Raw genomic sequence first — 21,329 nt, forward strand, 5'->3', positions numbered from 1 at the left:
GGGATGTACTTCATTCCGCTCCTCTAATGAAGTGAAAGTGACTTCTGAAATGAATAAGTTGATTTCGGATTATATCATTCAACATTATGATGGAGTATATCCAAAAACGGATAAACAGTTTGAAGTTCACAAGATCTATGGAGCGAAAGAAACTGGAGGAGAAACATCAGTCTATCTATATTCTTTGTTTTTGGGCTTTAACGAAGAAACGAAGACTGAGGGGCAATCCGGTCATTCAGTTCCTGCCGTAATCAAACTCAAAAGTGAAGGCGGCAAGTATGTAATCTCACATTATAAGGAACCACGCGATGGAGCTGACTTTAAACGATCCTTGTATAAGATCTTTCCGAGAAAATACGCAGGCAAAGCATTAGAAGACACGAAAAATTCTGCTGGTCTTCAGAAGGAAATAAAACAGAAAGCAGAAGGGTGGCTAAGAAAATAGCACTATTTATGTTCACAAAACGTCCCAAGGAAAAGTGATTCAAATCACACATTCTCTTTTACCATTCTTTTACGATAAAGTTGTAAGAAGAATATAAGGGGGAATTGACATGTTACAACAAAGAACCATTGAAATTATTAAGTCAACCGTATCTGTTTTAGAAGTACACGGAGAAGCGATTACTTCCCGTTTTTATGAAATGCTGTTTCAGAAGCATCCAGAGCTTTTGAATATCTTTAACCATGCAAACCAGAAAAAAGGACGTCAGCAAGCTGCATTAGCAAACGCAGTATACGCAGCAGCAGCTAATATTGATAAACTTGAAACCATCATTCCGGTCGTAAAAGGAATCGCCCATAAACATCGTAGTCTAGGCGTGAAGCCAGAGCACTACCCTGTGGTCGGTGAAAACCTGCTTCTTGCTATTAAAGATGTGCTAGGCGATGCTGCCACTGATGAAATCATCAATGCTTGGGCGGAAGCGTATGGGGTGATCGCTGATGTCTTTATTGGTATTGAACGTAACATGTATGAGGATGCGGGTTGGGAAGGTTTTAGACCTTTTGTAGTAGCACGTAAAGTAGAAGAAAGCTCTGTAATAACGTCCTTCTATTTAAAACCGCAAGATGAAAAGCCGCTTGCGAAATTTAAGCCCGGCCAATATGTGAGTGTCAAAATGGATATACCAGGTCAGGAAAACACACATATTAGACAGTATAGCTTGTCTGATGCTCCAGGGAAAAGCAGCTATCGCATCTCTGTAAAAAAAGAAAGCGGTAGAAATGCAGTAGACGGAATGGTTTCCGTTTATTTGCATGAGAATGTAAAAGAAGGAGACATCCTTTATCTGAGCGCTCCAGCAGGTGATTTTTATTTAGATACAACCAGTGAAAAGCACGTAGTACTTATTAGTGGTGGTGTAGGTTTAACTCCTATGGTGAGTATGCTGAAAACTGTAGCAAGTGAACAGCCAGAACGAAAAATCACATTTGTTCATGCTGCAATCAACGGCCAAGCACATGCTTTAAGGATAGAAGTTAAAGAAATTGCACAAGCTTCAGAACATATCACTACACATTTTGTGTATGAAAGTCCTTTAGACGATGATCTAGACTATACAAAGACTGGTTACGTCGATCAAGCTTGGTTGAAGGAAATTTTACCTTTAAAAGATGATGCAGAATACTATTTTTGTGGTCCGATTCCATTTATGCAGGTGATAAATACAGCTCTTCAAGAGTTGAATGTACCAAAAGAAAACATTCATTTTGAGTTCTTTGGTCCAGCCTCTGATCTGGAGAAGAAAAGTATCAAGGCGTAAAGAAGCAAAACACCTTCCTTAACATGAACGAGGAAGGTGTTTTGTTATTTAGACGAAGGAAGGTGGAAGCTTTGTATCATTGATTTTCGTTTAACTAGGAGGAGAATCAACAAGGAAACTAGACTTATTGAAATAATCCAGGCCCCTAAAAAGATACCACCGATTGTGAATGCTCTAGAGATTCTTACAGAAAAGAAAATCCACCCCACAATGCCAACTGTACCGATACATAAGTTTAGCATCAAACTGACAAAGAAGTGGGGAAGCACCATACCCGTATGTGATACCGTAAACTTTGCGTACTTGTAGCTGATCGGTAATCCGAGTAGAAGAAACAATGTATAGAAAATCACATTAAGGTCTGCTTCACTCAAGTGGTTCACTCCTTTTTATGTCGTAATATTCCTTTATTCAAAACGAACGAAATACATACCAAATGATAAAAGACTCGATAAGGTCAATCTTTGCCTCATCGAGTCATTCTTATTCATTAATTGTCAGTTCCTGTCTTCATAATCCTATCAAACTGTTCTTGAGACAATTTCTTAACTTGCACAGGAGCCTTTACCTTTCTTACTTTTCGGCTTCTTTTCGTGTAAGCACCTTTTGCAAGGTATTGACGTTTCATTGCTTCAACCATAAAGTTCAACGCGAGAATGGTTATGGCGAATCCCGCGAGTGGAGCAAATACGATCCACCGATCACCACGAATTTGATAGTAGTTGGCACCGATCATGCTGGACCATTCGTTGATCATAGCAACTGGCACGGTATTATTTTCTAACGGATCGAGTGTAACAAAGTCAGTTCCACCAATAAAAACTTGTAAAATGCCAAGATGGGCTGCAAGTAAAAGCGTTGCGATTAGCTGCTGGCTGTATAGGATGCTTAATCGCGGTTTTAAATATGGTAATACGTGTTTACGAAGCTTGTGAATTCTGCCTCCTCCTAGCACTTTAACGGAAGAGATAAATTCATTCTCTAGAAATTTGGATGTTTCGTTGGCTACCGTTACCATCACGGTAGGGACAGCGATTAATATGAGAATCAGCATTGCAAAAATAGTTTGTTGATCTTTCGGAACAGACCAAGTGAAAATCTGAAGAACAGGATATATGAGCAAATAAGCAACAATGGTAGCAGGTGCATAATAAAAAGATTCAAAGAGTTTGCTTGAAATCCGAAGAACAGGTTTTGGCAGCTGACTCAAGATTAATCCCAATAGCGTTCCGAAGAAAAGACGAGCGAACGCGATTAAGAAGGCAAATCCTAATGTATACTTTGCTCCATCGACCACCTTGTGTAATATGCTGACACCAAATCGATCTGTACCAAAAGGCATTTCTTTAAAAGGAGCGAGAGGGGCTGAATCAATGGGCTGCTTTTGTTCATCAAATCGAATTTGCATCACTGGCTGTTTTTCATTGGGTACAAAATGTGAATAGATGATGCTTCCGAGAAACAAAGATACAATAATTATAAAACCACTTAAAAATAACGGACTTCTCCATACAGACATCTTACGCTACCTCCTCATCATTACGTCCTAGCTTATACTCCAGAATGTAGGAGGAAAGTGTAAATAATAAATAAAATGGAACGAACATGAGTAAAACGCTCACTGTAATGACATCCGGCGTCGTAGGTCCATTATCGAGCATAAAATCAGTGATACCGGGAATTGCCATAATTGTCTCTACCATAAAGAGTGTAGAGATTAATAACCAATAGACGTTCTTTGAATAATAAAACAGACTCAAAAGTGAATTTCTTAACATGTGAATATAAAGGACTAGCGCATATCGTATTCCTTTTGCGCGTGCAAATTCTACATACGTTTTTGAATCTTCATCATCAAGTAAAAACAGCAACGTTCTAATTAAGAAAAGGGTTGGCAGAATGCTCAAACAAAAGATCGGTAGAAAATAGCTAGGATTTTGATCACTATGTACGATTGGGAATAAAAGGTTTCCCGTATTTCTAACATACAAAATCATACTATATTGAATGATTACGACTATAAAAATATCAGGTAAGGACTCGAGTGAAAAGAATAAGAAGCGAATTCCTTTTTGAATGCGGTCAGGTAAAATCTTGATGATCAAAGCTAGTATGATCGATGAAGCTATGGCTAGAAAGAATGCACCTAATACTAGTTTTATAGAGTATAAATAAGGTTTTAAAATGGTTGGGAATAATAACTTCTCCTGTTGATATTCATAAAAAGTCACGTTTGAAAACGTTATAAGGTTCAGGAACAAATCCCATATCTTATCAAGATAAGGTTCGAAAAATAATCCTAAATCCTGGTTTAAAAAAAGTGCATTTGTGAGTGCCCCAGATTCTAACAAACGAGCTACAGCTTCTATACCCTGAACATTGCTGAAGAAAAGGTAAGGAAGTGCACCAATGAAAAAAACACCTACGATCGGCATCAGAAAATAAACAATGCGCCGAAGGACAAGTAAATACATGAAATTTTCCCCCTAAATCTCTCTATTTCTTTTTATCTAATAAAGTTAACTATAATTATTCGACATAATCCATTATTTTCCTCTGCTTAAAATAAAAAAAGCTCCCATTTAGGGAACATTATTTTAGTATGCTTAAGAACCTTTTCCATGGACCAACTTCAAAACTATAACGTTTAGCTAGAACCCTAGTAATCTGATTGATATGGGTAAGATCATGAACGGCCCACGTTGATAGTAATTGCTGAAGAGTGACGGAGCCAAACTCGGGATGTAGTCCAGTTTTATTTAAATCAAAGGTACTAAGTTTAAAAGCACCTAATTGGTATAAGCTTTGTTGTCTACTCTGCTTAAATTCACGGAGTAGCTCTTCCATTTCTGTTTCTTTTCCTAAGTGGGAGAATCGATCAAAGAGAGGAAGGGGTTCATTCTCATTGTTTGAAAGAATGCTGCTGATTCTTGGAATCCAATTATTCTTTTCGCATTCGATCAGGTGAGCGACAACTTCAAGAGAATTCCACGAATTACCGCCCTCATTGCCTCTTAACCATTCATGAGAGAGCCCTGATAACAAGTGAGTTAAAACGGTAGGTGTACGTTCTAGAATTTCGAGAGCTTCACTTTGTTTAAAGTTCATGTTCTTAATACTCCGTTCTTCAAGGAGATAAAGTTATCCAATCTTTTTATAACACTTTTAACCGTATCAATGGACTTTATGATATCGTTGTCCACTTCGAGTGCATGGTTTGCACCCACAGGAATTATACACTCTATTGAGGAGTTAAGTAGTATTTGATTCATCTTTTCTAAGTCATAAAAGGGATCTTTATCACCGATTATGCAGAGTCCCTGTTGTTTACACGTTCTAATAGTTTGAAAAACAGGTTCATCTATTAAACGGGGTGTTAACCATATAGCTTTTGTGTTAAGGAAAGGCAAAAGCTCTAAAACAGTAGGCATCGCCATCGTGCCAAAGGATTTTCCTAACACGTAATAACAGTTGTAGTTCGTCTGATCAAGCACTTCATGTAAAACAGCGGAAACATCTTTAATAAGTGCTGAGGTTAGCTCTTCAAAGCTAAAGTCTTCGTAATCTGCTGAGTAATAAGGGTAATTCACATGCAATACATCATATTCTTTATTTAAAAAAGCACCTGAAGAAAAATGAAACAATGGTGATTTAACGGTGTAACCTATACCAGGAAGCATGATTGCCAAACCTTTAGGCTGATCTGTTTTACTTTGTATCACGTAAGGAATTTTAATCTGTTTATAGCAGGTAACAGATTTAGATTTATTCTTCATTTTTGCAACCCCTAACTCTATTAAAAAGTATGTAATGTATTCTTCTCCTCTATATGTCGTTATCCTTTATTTCCCTGATATGGTGGACTGATTTCCTGTTATTATCAGTTTTCTCCTACCTTTATACCGTTTATTATGAAAGCGTATACAACCATTGACGCAAAAGGCTTTATACTCCTTATTTATTTCGTTCAAACGTGCTAAACTATTAGTGAAACGTTTCGATTTACTGATTTTAAATAAGGAGAGGAGCAACACATCAATGAAAAGAAGTAAAATCATAAGCTTTGTATTGATGTTCAGCTTGTTTGCGAATGTATTTGTAACATCATCAGCGTCCGCAACAAAAGATAATGCATTTCAAATGGAATTGAAAGCTATCGCTAAAAAGACATACAAGTTTTATCAAGATCATACTGATCCAAAGACAGGTTTGACCTATGATGAGACTCGATATACAGCAGAAGGCAAAAAAGACGCAACACACACATCTCCAACAAATATTGGCATGTATATGATGAGTACGATCTCCGCTCAAGAATTAGGTATCATCTCAAAAAAGGAAGCGGTAAAACGTATACAAGTCACATTAAATACACTTGAAGATCTCGAAAAGTGGAATGGCTTATACTATAACTGGTACAACACAAAAGATGGTTCCGTTAAAAAGGATTGGGGACAATTCATCTCGCAAGTGGATAACGGCTGGCTGTCTGCAGGGTTGATTGTAGTTGGACAAGCTTATGATGAGCTGAATCCACAAACGAGTAAGCTCGTTGAAAACATGAATTATACAACTCTATATGATTCAGAAGTGGGACAATTCCGTGGGGGATATGATGTTGCACAAGGAAAATTAACAGATCATCATTATGGTTTGTTTAACACAGAACCACGTGTAGCAAGTTATATCTCGATCGGTAAAGACGATGTGCCGAGCGAGCACTGGTGGAAGATGTACCGTACGATGCCACAAGAATGGGATTGGCAAGCACAGATTCCAGAAGGTGAAACTCACGAATATGACGGTATTTCTGTTTTCGAAGGACATTATGAATACAAAGGTGTAAAATTCGTTCCAAGCTGGGGCGGAAGCATGTTTGAAAGCCTTATGCCTGGAATCGTCTTAAATGAGGTAGAACTTGGCAAGAATGCGTTAGGGCTAAACAACAAGCGTCATGTCGAATTACAGCAAGCTTTTGCAGAAGAAAAAGGATATAAAGCATGGGGCTTCTCACCATCAGCAACACCAGATGGTTACAGTGAGTTCGCAGCTACACCACTAGGAACTTCTGGATACAAAGATGGTGCGACGGTAACCGCTCATGCATCATTTTTAGCATTAGATTATGATCCAAAAGCTGTTCAAAAAAACATTAAAGCATTAAAAGAGCTCGATACGTATAGCAAGTATGGATTCTATGATTCTGTAAACGTAGAAACAGGTGAAATCGCTAAGGCTTATCTAGCGCTTGACCAAGGAATGATCATGGTTTCAATCGCTAACTATCTAAAAGATGGTGTGATTCGCGATTACTTCCATCAAGATCCGATCGGTAAAAAGCCAGAGGATCTGTTGAGAAAAGAAAAGTTCTCTATTCAATAATTGTACGCAGCACCCGATTCCAAATGGATGAGGGTGTTTTTTTGTTTGATCAAGCTTGTTTTTTTTGCTTTCAGGTGGAAGTGTAGAGGTTAGCGGTGGTCAGGAGTGATTCGTAGGTGGTGAGTGTGAGTTTATCAGTGAAAACGTGATGTTTAGAGGTGAAAAGATACCATTTAGCGGTGAACGTGTAAGAAAAATAAAAACACGTACCGTAAACGACGATAAAAGGGTACAGGATTTACATGTGGAACTTCTTTCTAAGACAGTTGTGCGTACCGTTTATTTAGCTGCAAAATTTCAACGTGGAGTGAAGAAACAATGTGTACAAGTTTTGTTTTGCATGAAGATCGAACGTATATTGGAATGAACTTTGATCTGTCTGAGCGGCCGATTAAAATGGCTCTATCAGGTGATAATCAGCTCCTTATTTTGCAAAAAGAAGGCGGCCGTTTCCTACCAGCCATTGGCTTTAATAAAAACGGAATCTTTATGAATCTTCATATGGTGAACCCGAATGAAGAGGGCAAATATAAAAGGAACAAAAACAGTATACATATGATGAGGTTATTTGATGAAGTGTTGTCTGAAAAAGTAAAAACATCAGTGCTGCCTACCTATCTTCAAGAAAAAGAAATCGTGAATGTTCCTGATTATAGTGTTCAAAGTTTAATAGTTGGTCCTAACAAGAAGTCGTTCCTTGTGGAGCCTGGAAGAAAATATATAGACACAGATCAGCTGGAGGATAACTTTATGGTTCTTACAAATTTTTCAGTTCGAGATGCCATGGAACAGGAAGATATGACATTGCAAGGACTAGGAAGTGATCGTTATCAGCTAGCATATGGTGGATTGGTAAACAGAAGAGGTGACTTTTCCGTTGAACAAGGACTATCCATCCTGAAGCAAACCGCTCAAAGAGAAGGGGACTTTCCTACACAGCTATCTATGTTATTTAGTCCAGAAGAAGAGAACATCTATTTTTCTCTTAAAAGAGATTTCAATAGAATCTATAGGTTTTCTTTCTCAGATCTGTTGATAACAACAGAGAGGGGCTTTGAGCGTGATCTAGGTTTTTTGGTAAAGAAAAAAGGAGTTTTATTGTCAGAGCTTGAGGGTTGGGTATAAGAGTACTCAATTAAGAGCGGTATTTTGAAGTATGGTAGGCAATCCATTTTGGTTTATAGCCGTAGTTCTTGATTTATAGTCCTTCAAATAATTTTATAGGTCTTCAGAATAATTTATAGGTCTTCAGAATAATTTATAGGTCTTCAAAACATTTTATAGGTCCTCAAAATAATTTATAGGTCTTCAAAATAATTTATAGGCTTTTCGACAAAGGTTCATCTTCTTACATGATGGTAGTGGAGGTACATATGAAGAAAACATCGGAGAAAAGATTAAACGCTTTTTTAATATTAACTGGAATCCTGTTTCTGTACTCTATCTTTTCAAAAATGTATCATTTCAACAGCATCCTAAATGATATTGTTTATGCTTCAGGGTTCATATTTGCAATCCTCATCCATCTTCATTATAGAAAGAAAACCAAGCTCCAAAAAGTAGACAAATAAAAACAAAAAGAACCCCCGATTACATATTCGAATCGAGGGTTCTTCAACGCCAAACTTCTATTTCATACCGGAGATGGTATAGCCTTCTATAATATGCTTTTGGAAGATGATGAAGATGATGACGATTGGAACAACCATGAACGTTGATCCGGCCATCTGCAACGCGAAGTTTCCTCCATACTGCCCCTTTAGAAGACTTAATCCAACAGACAATGTGTATAAGCTTTCGTCGTTTGCGATGATCAACGGCCATAAGAAGCTGTTCCAACCAGCGATAAACGTTAGGATACCTTGAACGGCCATGATTGGTTTTGAAATAGGTAGAACGAGTTGCATAAATACACGGAACTCACTTGCCCCATCTAGACGAGCAGCTTCGAGCAATTCGTCCGGAATGGTAGACATGAACTGGCGGAACAAGAAGATGCTGAATGCACCAACTAATCCTGGCAGAACGACACCAGCCATCGTGTTCGTCAAGCCCATCTGGTTTAAGATTAAATAAACAGGGATCATCGTTACTTGTCCTGGGATCATCATTGTTGCTAGCACAAGGTAGAAGAGCTTTTCTCTTCCCTTAAACTTGTACTTCGCAAACGCGTATCCAGCCATCGCATTAAAGAAAAGTCCGACGAAAGAACAGAGGACGATGATGATCGTATTTCGCAAATAAACACCAAAGTTCATGTTCTCAAACAGGTAGACGAAGTTCTCCGTTGTAAAGGTTTCAGGCCACAGAGTCGGTGTGAGCTGAAGGACTTCACTTTCAGGTTTGAAAGCTGAAAGGATCATCCAAATAAATGGGATGGCTACTAAAAGGCCGCCAAGCGTTAAGACGATTCCTGCAATCCATTGCTGTGTTCTATATGCTTTTTTCGCATCAGATACTTTTGATTTCATGTTCTCACCTCACGTCCTAAATGTCGGTATCTTTCTTTTGCAATCGGAACTGAATCATCGTGATGATGATAATCGTTACAAACAGGACAAAAGATCCTGCGGCGGCATAACCGAAGTTGCTGAGCTGGAATCCGTTGCGATAGATGAAGAGGGCAACAGAAGTAGTGCTATCAAGCGGTCCGCCGTTCGTCATAACGAATGGTTCTTCAAAGAACTGAATCCATCCGATCATCGTCGTGATTGATACGAAGAAAATAGCGTAACGAAGAAGAGGAATCGTAATCTTCGTAAGCTGTTTCCAGTTGTTCGCACCGTCCAATTGAGCTGCTTCATAATACGTTTTCGGAATACCTTGTAACGCAGCTAAGAAGATAATCATGTTCACACCGATCGCGCGCCAAACGGCTAATGCGATCAAAGATCCCTTAGCAATCGTTGGATCCTGCAACCAAGGAATAGCAGGAATGCCTACAAGACCAAGCAGATAGTTGAACAGACCGAACTGTGGGTTGTATAGGTAAGTCCATACAACAGCTACTGCCACAACGTTTGTGATCGAAGGCATATAAAAAACAAGACGAAAGGCCTTGAAGATACGTGCTGTCCCGAAGTTGATCAAAAGGGCGATACCAAGTGAACATGCGATAACGAGGGGAACACCAAACACTACATAAAAGACAGTGTTACCGATTGATTTTAGAAAAATAGGATCTTTAAAGATATTTATATAGTTTTCGATTCCAATAAAGCTAATATTTGAATAGTCTGCAAGTCCAGCTAGGTCAATATCTGTAAAACTAATCACCAATGCAAGAACAATGGGAAAAAGAGAGAATAAAGCCAATAATAGAAGCGCTGGTCCAATGAAGAGGTAAGGAGTCGTTTTTGAATAGCTTTTCATGTTTTCACATCCTTCATCGTTACCCGTGTTGATGATAAAAAGGGAACGAGCAGGATAACCTGCTCGTTATACCCCGGATCAACAGGATTTATTTCTTTAAGATCTCTTCAGCCTTTTTATCAAAGTTATCTAATTCCTTCTGAACATCTGCCCCGCCTCTGTAGATCTTCTCAAAACTCTTCAAATAAGATTGAGCGATTTCTTCCCATTGTTTAATAACAGGCATCGGTTGTGAAGCTTCCATCTGTTCACCGAACGCTTTGTAAAATTCATTTCCAGTTAGTGATTCGTCTTCCCATGCTTTTTGTGTTGCTGGAAGAGAGTTCGTCATCTCCATCCATTTTAATTGTGTTTCAGGTTTACTCATATATGCTGCGAATTTCAACGCTTCTTTTTCGTGCTTCGTATGTTCAAATACAGAAAGGTTAGATCCACCAAGTGCAGAAATGTTGTTTTCTTTTGCTGGAAGAACAGCCGTACCCCATTTACCTTTAAGCTCAGGAGCTTGGTCGTTGATCAGTTTGATCATCCAAGGACCGCTGATGAACATAGGCAGGATACCGTCTCCACGGAAGCCTTGAACGATGTCCATTCCAAGTTCTTCTTTTGGAGCTGCTCCGCTTTCATAAAAGCTGTTCAAGTACTCAACCGCCTCAACGAATTTTGGATCATTGAATTTAGGTTCATTGTTAGGTCCTAATAGTTCAGCGCCGTTTTGGCGAGCGAACATGAAGGACAAGCTTTGTTCTTTAGCATCGATTGAAATTCCGTATTTACCTTTTCCGCGGTCAGCTAGCTTGTCAGCAGCTTCCTTTAGCTCTTCCCAAGTCTTTGGAGCTTCTTTAAATCCAGCTTTCTCAAGCAAATCTGTACGATAGTAGAGTAAGCGAGTATCTACGTACCAAGGTACACCAACCATTTTGTCTTCAAACTTAGTCGTTTCAACAGAACCTTCAAAGAAATGTTTTGGATCAAGTTCCGGGTAGTCTTTAACATGAGGTGTTAAATCTTTTAATGCTCCAGCTGATGCAAATTCAGGAATCCAAGTTGTACCCATCTGAACAACATCGGGTCCTTTTTTAGAAGCAACTGCTGTTAAAAGCTTGTCGTGTGCTTGATCCCAAGGAAGGGCTTGAACTTTAACATCAATCTTTGGATTTTCTTTTTCAAATTCTTCAGCGATCTTAGGAAATGATTTTGCTTCTTCACCCATTCCCCAAACCGTAATTGTTGTTTTTCCATCTTCTGAACCTGAAGAGCAGCCAGCTAATACGCCAGATAGGACAAGTGCACCAACCATCGACGTAACCATTGATTTTTTAAACCAGCGTTTTTTCATGTGAGTTCCCCCTATAATTTGCTCGTAAAAGCAATTCAATTTTTATTATTCCCGAATTTTCTTTGAGATTATTGTTGAAACGTTTCGATAAGCACATTATAATTCAAGTTGTAATCGTTTACAACATGGAATTTTCAAAAAGAGATTTCCTTCCATATTTTGATGGAAACATCAGGCTTTGTATGCTGTTTCCCTTGTTCTATAAGGGCAGGGGAAAGATAGCAATATGAAGTCCAAAAACCTTGAAACTGTCTTGATTTTAATTGAAACGTTTCGATAAAATGCTTTCATTTATACAAGAATAGAAGAAAATTTCATGTTTATTTCAACAGAATTTACAGTATTAAGCCTTAAAACAAAATAGCCATTATAAAAAGAATTGAGGGATAGACGATGACGACATTAACGAAAGGGAACATCACGATTAAAGCTGGTGATTTTGCATTTACGTTCTTAAGTACGGGTGATATCTACAAAGCTTCCCACCATGATACGATGATCAATCAATGGATGAGTAATCCGATCGATGGATCATTAAACAATCTGTATTTACGCGTCTTTAACAACGAGGGTATGCAGGTTATCCCTCTTCTAGGTAGTAAATCCAACAGCACAGTTTATTACCATGAAAATCAAGTTTATTGGAGGGGCACATTTCAAGACATTTCTTATGTAGTTACTTTTTCATTAAAAGAGAACGGTATCTGGTTTTGGGATGTAGAGCTCCAAGGGAAGGCAGAGAAAGCTGATATTATTTATGGCCAAGACGTTGGGCTTGCTCATATAGGTGCTGTTCGAACAAATGAAGCATTCATTGCTCAGTATGTAGACCATGGCGTATTTGAAGATGAGAAGCTAGGTTACGTCATATGTTCTCGCCAAAACCAGCCGAATGGAAAAGCGTTTCCTTACCTACAACAAGGATCGTTAACGAAATCTACCGGCTATATAACGGATGGTTTTCAGTTCTTTGGTACTTCTTATAAAGAAACAGATATTCCACAAGCTCTTTATGAGGAAGACCTAGCAAATGAAGTATATCAATATGAATTTGCTTATATAGCTCTTCAATCAGAACGATTTGAACTTGATGGCAAACATCACATAAACTTTTATGGCTGCTTTAAAGAAGATCATCAGGAAGCTGTTACGTCCATTGATTTTAAGGATGAGATTGAAGCAGCTTGGAATGAAGTACAAGCTCAATCACAAGTAGATACGACTATACTTGAAAAGATCAACCGTAATAAACAGTTTGACGGGACATTAAAAACAGTGGATCTTCATATGGAAGAAGTGGAAGCTCTTTTTCCAGAACGAATTTTAGAAGAATATGAGGGAGATACTCTTCTATCCTTTTTTACTCCCACCTATGAACATATTGTCTTAAAAGAGAAAGAAAGAATCGTAGAACGACCTCATGGACATATTCTCGTAACGGGAGATAACGTGTCTTTAAAAGAAGATACGATTACGACAACTTCCTATATGTATGGAATCTTTAATTCTCAGTTAGTAGTAGGAAACACTTCTTTTCATAAGATGATGACAAATGCCCGTAATGCGTTGAATGTTATGAAAACATCTGGTCAACGAATCTATGTTGAGTTGGATGGAAAGCTCAAATTATTAACGATGCCTTCTTTGTTTGAGATGGGCTTTAACTATACGCGCTGGTTCTATAAAACGGAAGATGAGACATTCATCATCACAAACTACACAACTGTCGATACACCGGAAGTTGAGCTGCATGTTAAAGCTCTGAGCGGTAGGTCATACCGATTCGTTGTGACGAACCAAGTATCCTTGAACAATCAAGAATATGAAGTGCCATTTAAGATGGAAAATGAAGAAGATGGGGTTCTTTCGTTCTTCGCGGATGCCGCTTCAGACAGTGGAAAAACGTATGAAAATTTAAGTTATCGAATGAAGATTACGGGAGCCGAGTGGAGCGTAACAGACGAGACAATCTTCGGAGAAAACGTGGATAGAGGATCTGCTTCCCTCGTGGTTTGTGATCTAGAACCAACGAATGAGTGGGGAATCTCTCATCAAGGTCTAATCGACGGAAAGAAGATTCCATTCACAAATAAGACGATTGAAACGGAGATCGAGCGTTACCGTACATTTATCCAAAACACGAACCGTGGATTCCGTTTGACTAAGGATGGAGTTGAGATACACGAGCTTCAGAAGATGAACGCCTTAGCTCATTGGTATACCCACAACATGCTTATACACTATTCTGTTCCACATGGTCTAGAGCAATATGGTGGTGCAGCTTGGGGAACTCGTGATGTTTGCCAAGGGCCTGCTGAATACTTCTTAGCAACTCAGCATTATGGTGCAGTAAAAGACATCCTGCTTACTGTATATTCTCATCAGTTTGAAGAAACAGGGAACTGGCCACAATGGTTCATGTTTGATCAATACTTCAAAATCCAGCAAGATGATTCACATGGCGATATCATCGTATGGCCACTGAAATTAGTGACGGATTACCTAGCAGCTACGAATGATTTTGATATTTTAGGTGAGGAAGTTCCTTACACGTCTAACCGGGATTTTAACTTTACTGAGAAAAAAGAAACATTATTACAGCATATTCAAAAACAGATCGGTTACATGAGAGAGAACTTTTTGCATGATACACACCTTTCCTCATATGGAGACGGTGATTGGGATGATACGCTTCAACCTGCAAATCCACAGCTTAAAAAATACATGGTAAGTTCATGGACGGTTGCATTAACCTATCAAGTTATGACTCAGTTCTCTCAACAATTACAGCATGTGGACGAAGAAGAAGCTGCAAAACTGAGCGAGCTCGCTAAAAATATTCAGGCAGACTATCAAGAACATATGTTAGGCACAGATGTTATTCCTGGATTTGTATATATGGAGGATCCAAAATCACCAAAACTAATGCTTCATCCTAGTGATAACACGACAGGTATCAACTATCGTTTATTACCGATGACGCGGAGTATGATTGCAGAATTGTTAACACCTGAACAAGCGGAACAGCACCTTGATCTGATCATGGATAAGTTTTATTGCCCAGATGGAGTAAGATTGATGGACAAACCTGCTCATTACAAAGGCGGTGTGAGTACGCATTTCAAACGTGCTGAACAAGCATCAAACTTTGGACGTGAAATCGGACTTCAATATGTTCATGCTCATATTCGTTTTGTTGAAGCGATGGCGAAGCTAGGTAAAAAAGAAGAAGTGTGGAGCGGATTAGAGAAGATCAATCCTGTTATGATTCAAGAAAAAGTTCCAAATGCAGAGCGACGTCAGAGTAATGCTTATTTCTCAAGTTCTGATGGTGATTTTAAAACTCGCTATGAAGCACAAGAACGATTTGGTGAACTAAAAGATGGAAAAGCCAAAGTTAAAGGTGGATGGAGAATCTATTCTTCTGGACCTGGAATCTACATGAACCAGTTAATCTCAAATTGTTTAGGTATTCGCCCACAAGGGGAGAACTTAATCATTGATCCAATATTAACAGAAGAAATGAATGGCCTTGAATTGCAGTATATGATCGATGGAAAACCTGTCAAAATGGTATTCCGAGACCGCGGTGGGGAAAGTAATCGACTCATCGTTAATGGTCAAAAAATGGAGAGCAGCACGTATCAGAACATCTACCGAGATGGAGGCGTATGTGTGAATCGCTCTGAATTTGTAAATAAATTGTCAGCAGACGTAAATACTGTAGAGATTTATTCATAACCATTCGTTATAATAAAGGAAACGTTTGCAACAAGTGAGATAGGAGAGAAGTTCGTTGGTAAGTATTAAAGACATTGCAAAACAAGCCGGTGTTTCCATTTCCACGGTCTCCTATGCCTTGAACGGAAGTCCGAAAGTTACGAAGGAAACATCAGCACGAATATTGGCGATCGCTAAAGAACTCAATTATATCCCAAGCGCAGCTGCTCGATCACTGAAAAAACGAGAAACAAAAATCATTGGCATCTATTTAACGAACTATAGTGGTGCTTTTTATGGTCAGCTTCTGCAGGGGATGATGGAGACATTAAGCGAGAACGGCTATGAGCTTATCGTCTGCAGCGGGAAAGAATCACATCGCTTTCTTCCTGAGCGCATGATCGATGGCGCGATCATTCTAGATGCCACATATGAAACGAAAGAATTGTTAAGTCACGCGGAACGAGGACATAAGCTGGTCGTGATGGATCGAAGAATGGACCATCCGAACATCTCTCAAGTACTGCTTGATAATAAGGCTGGGGCTACACTCGCGATCGATTATTTAGCTGAAAAAGGTCATCGAAAGATCTGTGTTGTTAAAGGTCCCGATATCTCTTTTGATGCGAGGCAGCGGTTAGAAGCTGTACAGAAAGCGGTACAACGCTATTCGCATATTGAGTACATCGAAATCGATGGTGATTTTAACAAGCATTCAGGTGAAGAAGCAGGTAAGAAAATTCATCAAGACTTTACAGAGCCTGTAGGTGTGTTTTGTTTGAATGATGAGATGGCGATCGGTATGTATAATTATTTCAGCAGAACGGATCTTCGTATTGGTGAAGATGTTCATATAATCGGTTTTGATAATATTGAGGTGTCTCAATATATTCAACCGAGACTTGCGACGATCAACTATTCGAAGCATAAATGGGGAGCATTAGCTTCAGAACTGCTGCTGAATTTAATACAAAAAAAGCAAAGTCCTGAACATGAGAGAATCAACGTAAGCCTGATCGAAGGGGATTCCGTAAGAAAACGATAAACAAGGAAGAGGAGCTACGATAAGCTCCTCTTTTTGTATTCAATTATTCAGCTTGTGATTGTGGTGACTTTTCTTTAGAGAGAAACCAACCGCCAACAGCGATCAAGATGAGAACAACATAAAACGTGATTTTCCACTCTGGTGACTTTGCGAAACCTTCAGAAAGGATTGCTAAGTCAGGGTGTGCGAGTGTATATACTGCCAACTTAACCCCAACCCAACCTACGATAAGAAAGGCTGCAATTTCAAGACCTGGTTTCGATTGTAAAAGCTTAACAAAAAAGTTAGCAGCAAAACGCATGATGATTAGGCCGATCAACCCACCGGCAAAGATTACTAAGAACTTTCCGCCATCTAGACCACCGATGTTCGGAAGACCTGAATCGGGAAGTGCCACCGCTAATGCAACAGCTGCTAGGATTGAATCCACAGCAAACGCGATATCAGCTAGTTCAACTTTTAATACTGTAGTCCAAAAACCAGATTTCTTCTTTTCAGACTTAGACTTTTCCGTAAAATCATCTGCTTTTTTAACTACAACTTTTCTGAAGATATGGTTAAGTGCGATGAACAGAAGATATACAGCTCCGATAGCTTGAACCTGCCATACGTTGACTAAGAATGAAATGGCAAACAATGATGCGAAACGGAAGAAGAACGCACCTACTAAACCGTAAAACAACGCTTTTTTCCTTTGTTCTTCTGGTAAGTGTTTTACCATAATGGCTAAGACCAGTGCATTGTCTGCTGCTAATAAGCCTTCTAATGCGATCAGCACTAACAAGATCCAACCATATTCTAACAAGATAGATAGTTCCATTTTGGTTCCTCCTTTAAAATGGTAGATGCATGGATGAAGCGAGAACAATTTACATGAAGCGACCTCCTGATAACAAATAAAAAAGACCTCTACCAATAGCAGGTAAAGGTCTAACAAATAAAAAAGACCCTTACCAACCGAACGGTAAAGGTCTTGCTAACAACAATGAAGTTGCCAATATAGCCGAGAGCACGAAGCTCCGAAATGACGACTATATTGTAAAAGCTACTCCCCTTTAGGAGTTATGAAGTTACTATTATCATATTATGATGAATATAATTTTGTCAATTTTTTTTAACAGTAAAAGATGTGGAATATAAAACGTGAACGATTATAGTACCTTTAAAATATATACGTAGGAAAAGAGTGGATGAAAAAGGTGAATCAACATCAATATATAATAGACATGATTAAAAATGATGAATGGATGATGCGTGTTTTACGTGCTGCCAAAACATTAGATTTACCGGATTGGTGGATATGTGCAGGGTTTGTTCGATCTAAAGTTTGGGATACCCTTCATGGCTTTCAAGAAAGAACAAGACTGGCTGATATCGATGTTGTTTATTTCAATCCTGAAGACCTCAAAAAAGTGAGTGAAAAAAAGTATGAGGAAATGCTTTTAGGACTCATCCCAAATTTGCCGTGGTCTGTAAAAAATGAAGCGAGAATGCATCTCGTCAACGATGATTTTGAACCGTACACTTCAACGGTAGATGCGATCTCTAAATTTCCTGAAACGGTAACTGCTCTTGGTGTTAGGCTTAATGAACAAGGCGAAGTCATTCTTGCTGCTCCATGCGGAATAGAAGATGTACTAAGCATGGAGGTAAGACCAACGGATAGTTACAGAAGAACTGAAGACAGAAGAAACAAGTATAAAGAGCGCGTAAAGAAAAAGAATTGGGAAGCCGTTTGGTACAAAGTTAGAGTGGTTGAATAAAAAAAAGCTTGAGTGCTATTGCTCAAGCTTCTTGTTTTGACTTTAGGTATTCCTTATAGAAAGTAGATAGCATTTCGAAATTTGAGATGAAATGAACATGAAGATTCCTTATTTGCCGATCGATTGTCCTTCTTGAATGAAGACTCGAATGGTGTTTCAGTTCTTCGATTTCTTTTTCAAGACTTAAGGTTTGCGTTAATAAGCTGTGCAAATAAACCTTAGTACTTTCTGAATATTCCTCTTGAAACGCGAGGCTGATGAGTATATCTTTTGCTTCATTAACTTCAAACTCCATATCAGTTAACAATTTTTGTGAGATGGTTTTAGAATCCTGGTCGATTAGCCAAGGAAGCTCATACATTTGTAATAGATATTCAATATCACTCGTGGTGCGGTCTTTAATCAATTCTTCTCTTTGTGCATTGAGACGAGATTCATACTCAAATTTGAATGCTTTTAATTCCGATCTATAGTCATCGATGAGTACTTGATCTCCACCATAGGAAATTGATTTATAAATATTAAGTGGTGAATAAGGAAATACCCAATTTATCAATAAGAATAAGAGGAGAAATCCTAGAAAAATCTTCAAAGCACCTTTTTTCTTCATCCCCACTTTCCTCTCTATCAAACAGTACTTTTACTTCTGTATCTTCTTGCATCAGATGGACCTGAAGGCTTTTTAGGTTCTTTCGGATCGCGTTTTTTTCTTGGTCGGAATAAAGCATAACTTAAACAAAAACCGATCGAACAAGTGATTCCATAGCCGAATACAGCAAACGTGTTCAGTCCTTCAAACTTAGCCCAGTAGAAAATGGTGAAGCGGTATATCAAAAGAAAAACAATACTTAATGCTACATATAAAAGAAGATGGAACCTAAATTTCAACCTCATTTTATCTTTAGAAGATTCAATAATAAATGCAATTGGCAATGTGCAGAAAAGAAAAAAGGGTAGAGCTGTAACAATCCCAAAGAATAGACCGAATAACACACCTTGTAGATCAAGCTTAAATGGATTTCCGCCTGGAATAGCAAAAAAGAACACTGCTCCACAAAGTACCGATATTACGGATGAAATGATGACTCTCATAACTATCTCCTAACTACCTGTCGAAGCTTTTCGTTCATGGCTTCTGCATCTTTGTATTCAAACAATCCTAAGGAGTTTCCCCAAGGATCGGAAAAAGTAGCCCATCTAACAGGAACTTCGACACGTTCAAAAATTTCAAAGTCTTCCACATGTAAAACGTCGATCAATCGTTTTCTCTCAGCATCAAGATCGACAACACCTAGGCGAAGAGGTCCGTTACCAATAGATGGGTCTCCCTCTGCAACTTGCAGCCAACAGTTAGGAAGCAGCTCCCATTCGGCAAACCCATCATGTGGAGTGAAGTCAGGTGGTCGGTTCAATAGAGTTTCATAATATTTTTGACCATCAACCATGTTCGATACACGAACTTGAAATGTCATTTCATATATCATATGTAATTCTCCTTTACTTCATTTTGTTATCTAATAAAAACGTTCTTAACGAGTCAGAGGTTTCATAACAGATTTTTTTATTTTTCGTACAGATGATTTCTTTTTTAGAATCATAAAGAAGTGTTGCTTTCATTTGTTCTCTACTGTATTCTTTAGACTCTTTCGATGTTTTTATGTTCAAAGAATAATCTGGATTGAGAAGATGTATCTTGACCCTTTTCATTGAACCGAGGGAGTTTGAAAAAAGTTCAGGATTTAATACCGTTAAAGTTTCATTTTTCTTAAGGTCCTTGACAATTACATTGTCAATTAATCCAAATCTTGTTTTAAAGGCTTGATTGATCTGAACCTCAACATGTGAACGTAATGGCGAAGAATCAACACAACCACTAAGAAACAAAATAAATAACACACATAGTAGTAAGTATATAGCTTTCATGGAAACTAAGATCCTTTACTTTTTTTGCTGATAAATGATAACAATAACTTTTTTTCGATGTCAGGAAGGTTTTCACTTAAACGAGCTGCAGCTATCGGAATCATCCAGCGATTTAAAGCTTTAGAAGAGAACTGGTAATGTCTAGTATAACTTTTTCTATAATACATAGCTAAAAATTTTCGGACATATAAAATAGTTATAAAATTTAGAAAAGATGTGCGGTCTTTTAACCCGCCGTAACGCAAGATGAGGAGGGTACGAGCTAAGTCTGCCATAGGATTGCCACTTGTAGCATCACACCAATCTATAATTACAGTTTCGTCTTTTGTAATTAAGATATTATCAGGATGAAAATCACCATGACATATACATTTACCAAGGGGGAGTTCTTCTAATTCTTTGATAATTCTTTTCTTGTCGTTCTCATTCAATTCTTTTACTGACATAATCTTTTGTTTTAAAACTCCAAATTGAGAGGGAAGAGTAGATAATTTCTTATCGTGAACACTTACTTGAAGAGCAGCCATCCTTTTTAAATGATGAAGTGTTTTTTTAGGTTGAGAACTTAATAGGCTCGTTAGCGTGGTTCCCTCGACCCTTCTATATATCAAGGCTCTTTTCCCAGAAATCGGTTTACTCCATCTTACTTCGGGAACCGGAAGACCTGATCGGAGAATGATTTTATTAATCGTATATTCATGTTCTACCAAATCATCAGATATGTGATCATGAAATAGCTTTACAACTTCAGTTGGAGAAAAAATCATGACCTGTGCAGTACTTCCTTCACCAATTATTTGATTGTGCTCCAAAATGTTTAACTCCTCTGCTCAAAATCTCCATATGGATAATTTTAACACATTAAAAAGAGGATGAATGTGCATATATTTTGTTTGACTGACTGGTCATGACCCGAGTATACTAACTAATGGTAATTGTGACTAAGTGGTCATATGATGGGAGTCATAAGAGTATCTATAACCTAGAAGAAACTGAAGCACGCTGCCTTCACTTAAAAA

The 21,329-nt window shown here is 38.3% G+C and carries 22 protein-coding genes; 8 read left to right on the forward strand and 14 right to left on the reverse strand.

From position 1 onward, the window contains the following. Positions 1-49 precede the first annotated feature (49 nt). Together I5J82_RS02095 and hmpA are read left to right on the forward strand one after the other, a co-directional pair. The gene (locus tag I5J82_RS02095; RefSeq protein WP_198766451.1) at positions 50-445 is read left to right on the forward strand and encodes a hypothetical protein; all 396 of its coding nucleotides are present in this window, start codon (positions 50-52) and stop codon (positions 443-445) included. 109 nt (positions 446-554) lie between these two features. Next, positions 555-1,766: an NO-inducible flavohemoprotein gene (gene hmpA, locus I5J82_RS02100; protein WP_198766452.1), complete on the forward strand. Its 1,212-nt coding sequence runs from the start codon at positions 555-557 to the stop codon at positions 1,764-1,766. A 44-nt stretch (positions 1,767-1,810) separates the two neighbouring features. On the opposite strand, the gene I5J82_RS02105 is transcribed toward hmpA, so the two are convergent. The 5 genes from I5J82_RS02105 to I5J82_RS02125 all read right to left on the reverse strand — a co-directional run bounded on the left by I5J82_RS02105 (position 1,811) and on the right by I5J82_RS02125 (position 5,542). Beyond that, positions 1,811-2,140 carry a hypothetical protein gene (locus I5J82_RS02105; protein ID WP_198766453.1) on the reverse strand — a complete coding sequence of 110 codons (330 nt, stop codon included), beginning with the start codon at positions 2,138-2,140 and terminating at the stop codon, positions 1,811-1,813. A gap of 116 nt (positions 2,141-2,256) precedes the next feature. Continuing rightward, positions 2,257-3,285, reverse strand: coding sequence for an ABC transporter permease (locus I5J82_RS02110; protein ID WP_198766454.1), 1,029 nt, complete (start codon positions 3,283-3,285; stop codon positions 2,257-2,259). Between the two features lies 1 nt (position 3,286). After that, entirely contained in the window at positions 3,287-4,240 is a 954-nt protein-coding gene (locus tag I5J82_RS02115) for an ABC transporter permease subunit (protein WP_198766455.1), read from the reverse strand. Between the two features lie 118 nt (positions 4,241-4,358). Beyond that, the gene (locus tag I5J82_RS02120) at positions 4,359-4,874 is read right to left on the reverse strand and encodes a DinB family protein (protein WP_198766456.1); all 516 of its coding nucleotides are present in this window, start codon (positions 4,872-4,874) and stop codon (positions 4,359-4,361) included. Continuing rightward, on the reverse strand, positions 4,871-5,542 hold the full coding sequence (locus I5J82_RS02125; protein WP_198766457.1) for an alpha/beta hydrolase: 672 nt from the start codon (positions 5,540-5,542) through the stop codon (positions 4,871-4,873). Before I5J82_RS02125 ends, I5J82_RS02120 begins: the two co-directional genes overlap by 4 nt. A 262-nt stretch (positions 5,543-5,804) precedes the next feature. On the opposite strand from I5J82_RS02125, the gene I5J82_RS02130 reads away from it, so the two are divergent. The 3 genes from I5J82_RS02130 (at position 5,805) to I5J82_RS02140 (ending at position 8,719) form a co-directional block, all read left to right on the forward strand. Then, a complete protein-coding gene (locus I5J82_RS02130) occupies positions 5,805-7,148 on the forward strand; it encodes a glucoamylase family protein (protein ID WP_198766458.1) in 1,344 nt (447 codons plus the stop codon). Between the two features lie 318 nt (positions 7,149-7,466). Further along, positions 7,467-8,273 carry a hypothetical protein gene (locus I5J82_RS02135; RefSeq protein WP_198766459.1) on the forward strand — a complete coding sequence of 269 codons (807 nt, stop codon included), beginning with the start codon at positions 7,467-7,469 and terminating at the stop codon, positions 8,271-8,273. A gap of 248 nt (positions 8,274-8,521) precedes the next feature. After that, positions 8,522-8,719 (forward strand): hypothetical protein, encoded by a 198-nt coding sequence (locus I5J82_RS02140; protein ID WP_197222201.1) that lies wholly within the window; start codon positions 8,522-8,524, stop codon positions 8,717-8,719. Positions 8,720-8,776: 57 nt separating this feature from the next. Here I5J82_RS02140 and I5J82_RS02145 read toward each other — a convergent pair whose 3' ends face one another. The 3 genes from I5J82_RS02145 to I5J82_RS02155 all read right to left on the reverse strand — a co-directional run bounded on the left by I5J82_RS02145 (position 8,777) and on the right by I5J82_RS02155 (position 11,859). Then, positions 8,777-9,619: a carbohydrate ABC transporter permease gene (locus I5J82_RS02145; protein ID WP_198766460.1), complete on the reverse strand. Its 843-nt coding sequence runs from the start codon at positions 9,617-9,619 to the stop codon at positions 8,777-8,779. 16 nt (positions 9,620-9,635) lie between these two features. Beyond that, on the reverse strand, positions 9,636-10,520 hold the full coding sequence (locus I5J82_RS02150) for a carbohydrate ABC transporter permease (RefSeq protein ID WP_066392036.1): 885 nt from the start codon (positions 10,518-10,520) through the stop codon (positions 9,636-9,638). 88 nt (positions 10,521-10,608) lie between these two features. Next, the gene (locus tag I5J82_RS02155) at positions 10,609-11,859 is read right to left on the reverse strand and encodes a sugar ABC transporter substrate-binding protein (protein WP_198766461.1); all 1,251 of its coding nucleotides are present in this window, start codon (positions 11,857-11,859) and stop codon (positions 10,609-10,611) included. 393 nt (positions 11,860-12,252) lie between these two features. Here I5J82_RS02155 and I5J82_RS02160 point away from each other — a divergent pair, with 393 nt between their 5' ends. Beyond that, entirely contained in the window at positions 12,253-15,600 is a 3,348-nt protein-coding gene (locus tag I5J82_RS02160) for a GH36-type glycosyl hydrolase domain-containing protein (RefSeq protein WP_198766462.1), read from the forward strand. Between the two features lie 55 nt (positions 15,601-15,655). Continuing rightward, entirely contained in the window at positions 15,656-16,624 is a 969-nt protein-coding gene (locus I5J82_RS02165) for a LacI family DNA-binding transcriptional regulator (RefSeq protein WP_198766463.1), read from the forward strand. Positions 16,625-16,667: 43 nt separating this feature from the next. On the opposite strand, the gene I5J82_RS02170 is transcribed toward I5J82_RS02165, so the two are convergent. Next, positions 16,668-17,444 carry a TerC family protein gene (locus I5J82_RS02170; protein ID WP_198766464.1) on the reverse strand — a complete coding sequence of 259 codons (777 nt, stop codon included), beginning with the start codon at positions 17,442-17,444 and terminating at the stop codon, positions 16,668-16,670. A 370-nt stretch (positions 17,445-17,814) separates the two neighbouring features. Between I5J82_RS02170 and I5J82_RS02175 the strand changes: the two genes are divergently transcribed. Next, positions 17,815-18,387 carry a nucleotidyltransferase family protein gene (locus I5J82_RS02175; RefSeq protein WP_198766465.1) on the forward strand — a complete coding sequence of 191 codons (573 nt, stop codon included), beginning with the start codon at positions 17,815-17,817 and terminating at the stop codon, positions 18,385-18,387. Positions 18,388-18,409: 22 nt separating this feature from the next. On the opposite strand, the gene I5J82_RS02180 is transcribed toward I5J82_RS02175, so the two are convergent. The 5 genes from I5J82_RS02180 to I5J82_RS02200 are packed head-to-tail and all read right to left on the reverse strand — an operon-like array spanning position 18,410 to position 21,122. After that, on the reverse strand, positions 18,410-18,997 hold the full coding sequence (locus tag I5J82_RS02180; protein ID WP_198766466.1) for a hypothetical protein: 588 nt from the start codon (positions 18,995-18,997) through the stop codon (positions 18,410-18,412). Between the two features lie 17 nt (positions 18,998-19,014). Next, positions 19,015-19,479: a hypothetical protein gene (locus tag I5J82_RS02185; protein WP_144702140.1), complete on the reverse strand. Its 465-nt coding sequence runs from the start codon at positions 19,477-19,479 to the stop codon at positions 19,015-19,017. A gap of 2 nt (positions 19,480-19,481) precedes the next feature. Continuing rightward, positions 19,482-19,871 carry a VOC family protein gene (locus I5J82_RS02190; protein ID WP_198766467.1) on the reverse strand — a complete coding sequence of 130 codons (390 nt, stop codon included), beginning with the start codon at positions 19,869-19,871 and terminating at the stop codon, positions 19,482-19,484. Positions 19,872-19,884: 13 nt separating this feature from the next. Then, positions 19,885-20,310, reverse strand: coding sequence for a hypothetical protein (locus I5J82_RS02195; RefSeq protein ID WP_198766468.1), 426 nt, complete (start codon positions 20,308-20,310; stop codon positions 19,885-19,887). A 5-nt stretch (positions 20,311-20,315) separates the two neighbouring features. Continuing rightward, positions 20,316-21,122, reverse strand: a complete 807-nt coding sequence (locus tag I5J82_RS02200; protein ID WP_198766469.1) for a phosphotransferase family protein — start codon at positions 21,120-21,122, stop codon at positions 20,316-20,318. Positions 21,123-21,329: the final 207 nt, after the last annotated feature.

Origin of the sequence: Fictibacillus halophilus (genome assembly GCF_016401385.1) — a bacterium.
Taxonomy (GTDB): domain Bacteria; phylum Bacillota; class Bacilli; order Bacillales; family Fictibacillaceae; genus Fictibacillus; species Fictibacillus halophilus.

What these genes read in the sequence shown, in the direction of transcription:
- I5J82_RS02170 (WP_198766464.1), bottom strand. Translation starts at nt 17,444, where the DNA reads ATGGAACTATCTATCTTGTTAGAATATGGTTGGATCTTGTTAGTGCTG.
- I5J82_RS02155 (WP_198766461.1), bottom strand. Translation starts at nt 11,859, where the DNA reads ATGAAAAAACGCTGGTTTAAAAAATCAATGGTTACGTCGATGGTTGGT.
- I5J82_RS02120 (WP_198766456.1), bottom strand. Translation starts at nt 4,874, where the DNA reads ATGAACTTTAAACAAAGTGAAGCTCTCGAAATTCTAGAACGTACACCT.
- I5J82_RS02185 (WP_144702140.1), bottom strand. Translation starts at nt 19,479, where the DNA reads ATGAGAGTCATCATTTCATCCGTAATATCGGTACTTTGTGGAGCAGTG.
- I5J82_RS02175 (WP_198766465.1), top strand. Translation starts at nt 17,815, where the DNA reads ATGAAAAAGGTGAATCAACATCAATATATAATAGACATGATTAAAAAT.
- I5J82_RS02110 (WP_198766454.1), bottom strand. Translation starts at nt 3,285, where the DNA reads ATGTCTGTATGGAGAAGTCCGTTATTTTTAAGTGGTTTTATAATTATT.
- I5J82_RS02140 (WP_197222201.1), top strand. Translation starts at nt 8,522, where the DNA reads ATGAAGAAAACATCGGAGAAAAGATTAAACGCTTTTTTAATATTAACT.
- I5J82_RS02125 (WP_198766457.1), bottom strand. Translation starts at nt 5,542, where the DNA reads ATGAAGAATAAATCTAAATCTGTTACCTGCTATAAACAGATTAAAATT.
- I5J82_RS02130 (WP_198766458.1), top strand. Translation starts at nt 5,805, where the DNA reads ATGAAAAGAAGTAAAATCATAAGCTTTGTATTGATGTTCAGCTTGTTT.
- I5J82_RS02195 (WP_198766468.1), bottom strand. Translation starts at nt 20,310, where the DNA reads ATGAAAGCTATATACTTACTACTATGTGTGTTATTTATTTTGTTTCTT.
- I5J82_RS02115 (WP_198766455.1), bottom strand. Translation starts at nt 4,240, where the DNA reads ATGTATTTACTTGTCCTTCGGCGCATTGTTTATTTTCTGATGCCGATC.
- I5J82_RS02135 (WP_198766459.1), top strand. Translation starts at nt 7,467, where the DNA reads ATGTGTACAAGTTTTGTTTTGCATGAAGATCGAACGTATATTGGAATG.
- I5J82_RS02150 (WP_066392036.1), bottom strand. Translation starts at nt 10,520, where the DNA reads ATGAAAAGCTATTCAAAAACGACTCCTTACCTCTTCATTGGACCAGCG.
- I5J82_RS02190 (WP_198766467.1), bottom strand. Translation starts at nt 19,871, where the DNA reads ATGATATATGAAATGACATTTCAAGTTCGTGTATCGAACATGGTTGAT.
- I5J82_RS02095 (WP_198766451.1), top strand. Translation starts at nt 50, where the DNA reads ATGAATAAGTTGATTTCGGATTATATCATTCAACATTATGATGGAGTA.
- I5J82_RS02145 (WP_198766460.1), bottom strand. Translation starts at nt 9,619, where the DNA reads ATGAAATCAAAAGTATCTGATGCGAAAAAAGCATATAGAACACAGCAA.
- I5J82_RS02180 (WP_198766466.1), bottom strand. Translation starts at nt 18,997, where the DNA reads ATGAAGAAAAAAGGTGCTTTGAAGATTTTTCTAGGATTTCTCCTCTTA.
- I5J82_RS02160 (WP_198766462.1), top strand. Translation starts at nt 12,253, where the DNA reads ATGACGACATTAACGAAAGGGAACATCACGATTAAAGCTGGTGATTTT.
- hmpA (WP_198766452.1), top strand. Translation starts at nt 555, where the DNA reads ATGTTACAACAAAGAACCATTGAAATTATTAAGTCAACCGTATCTGTT.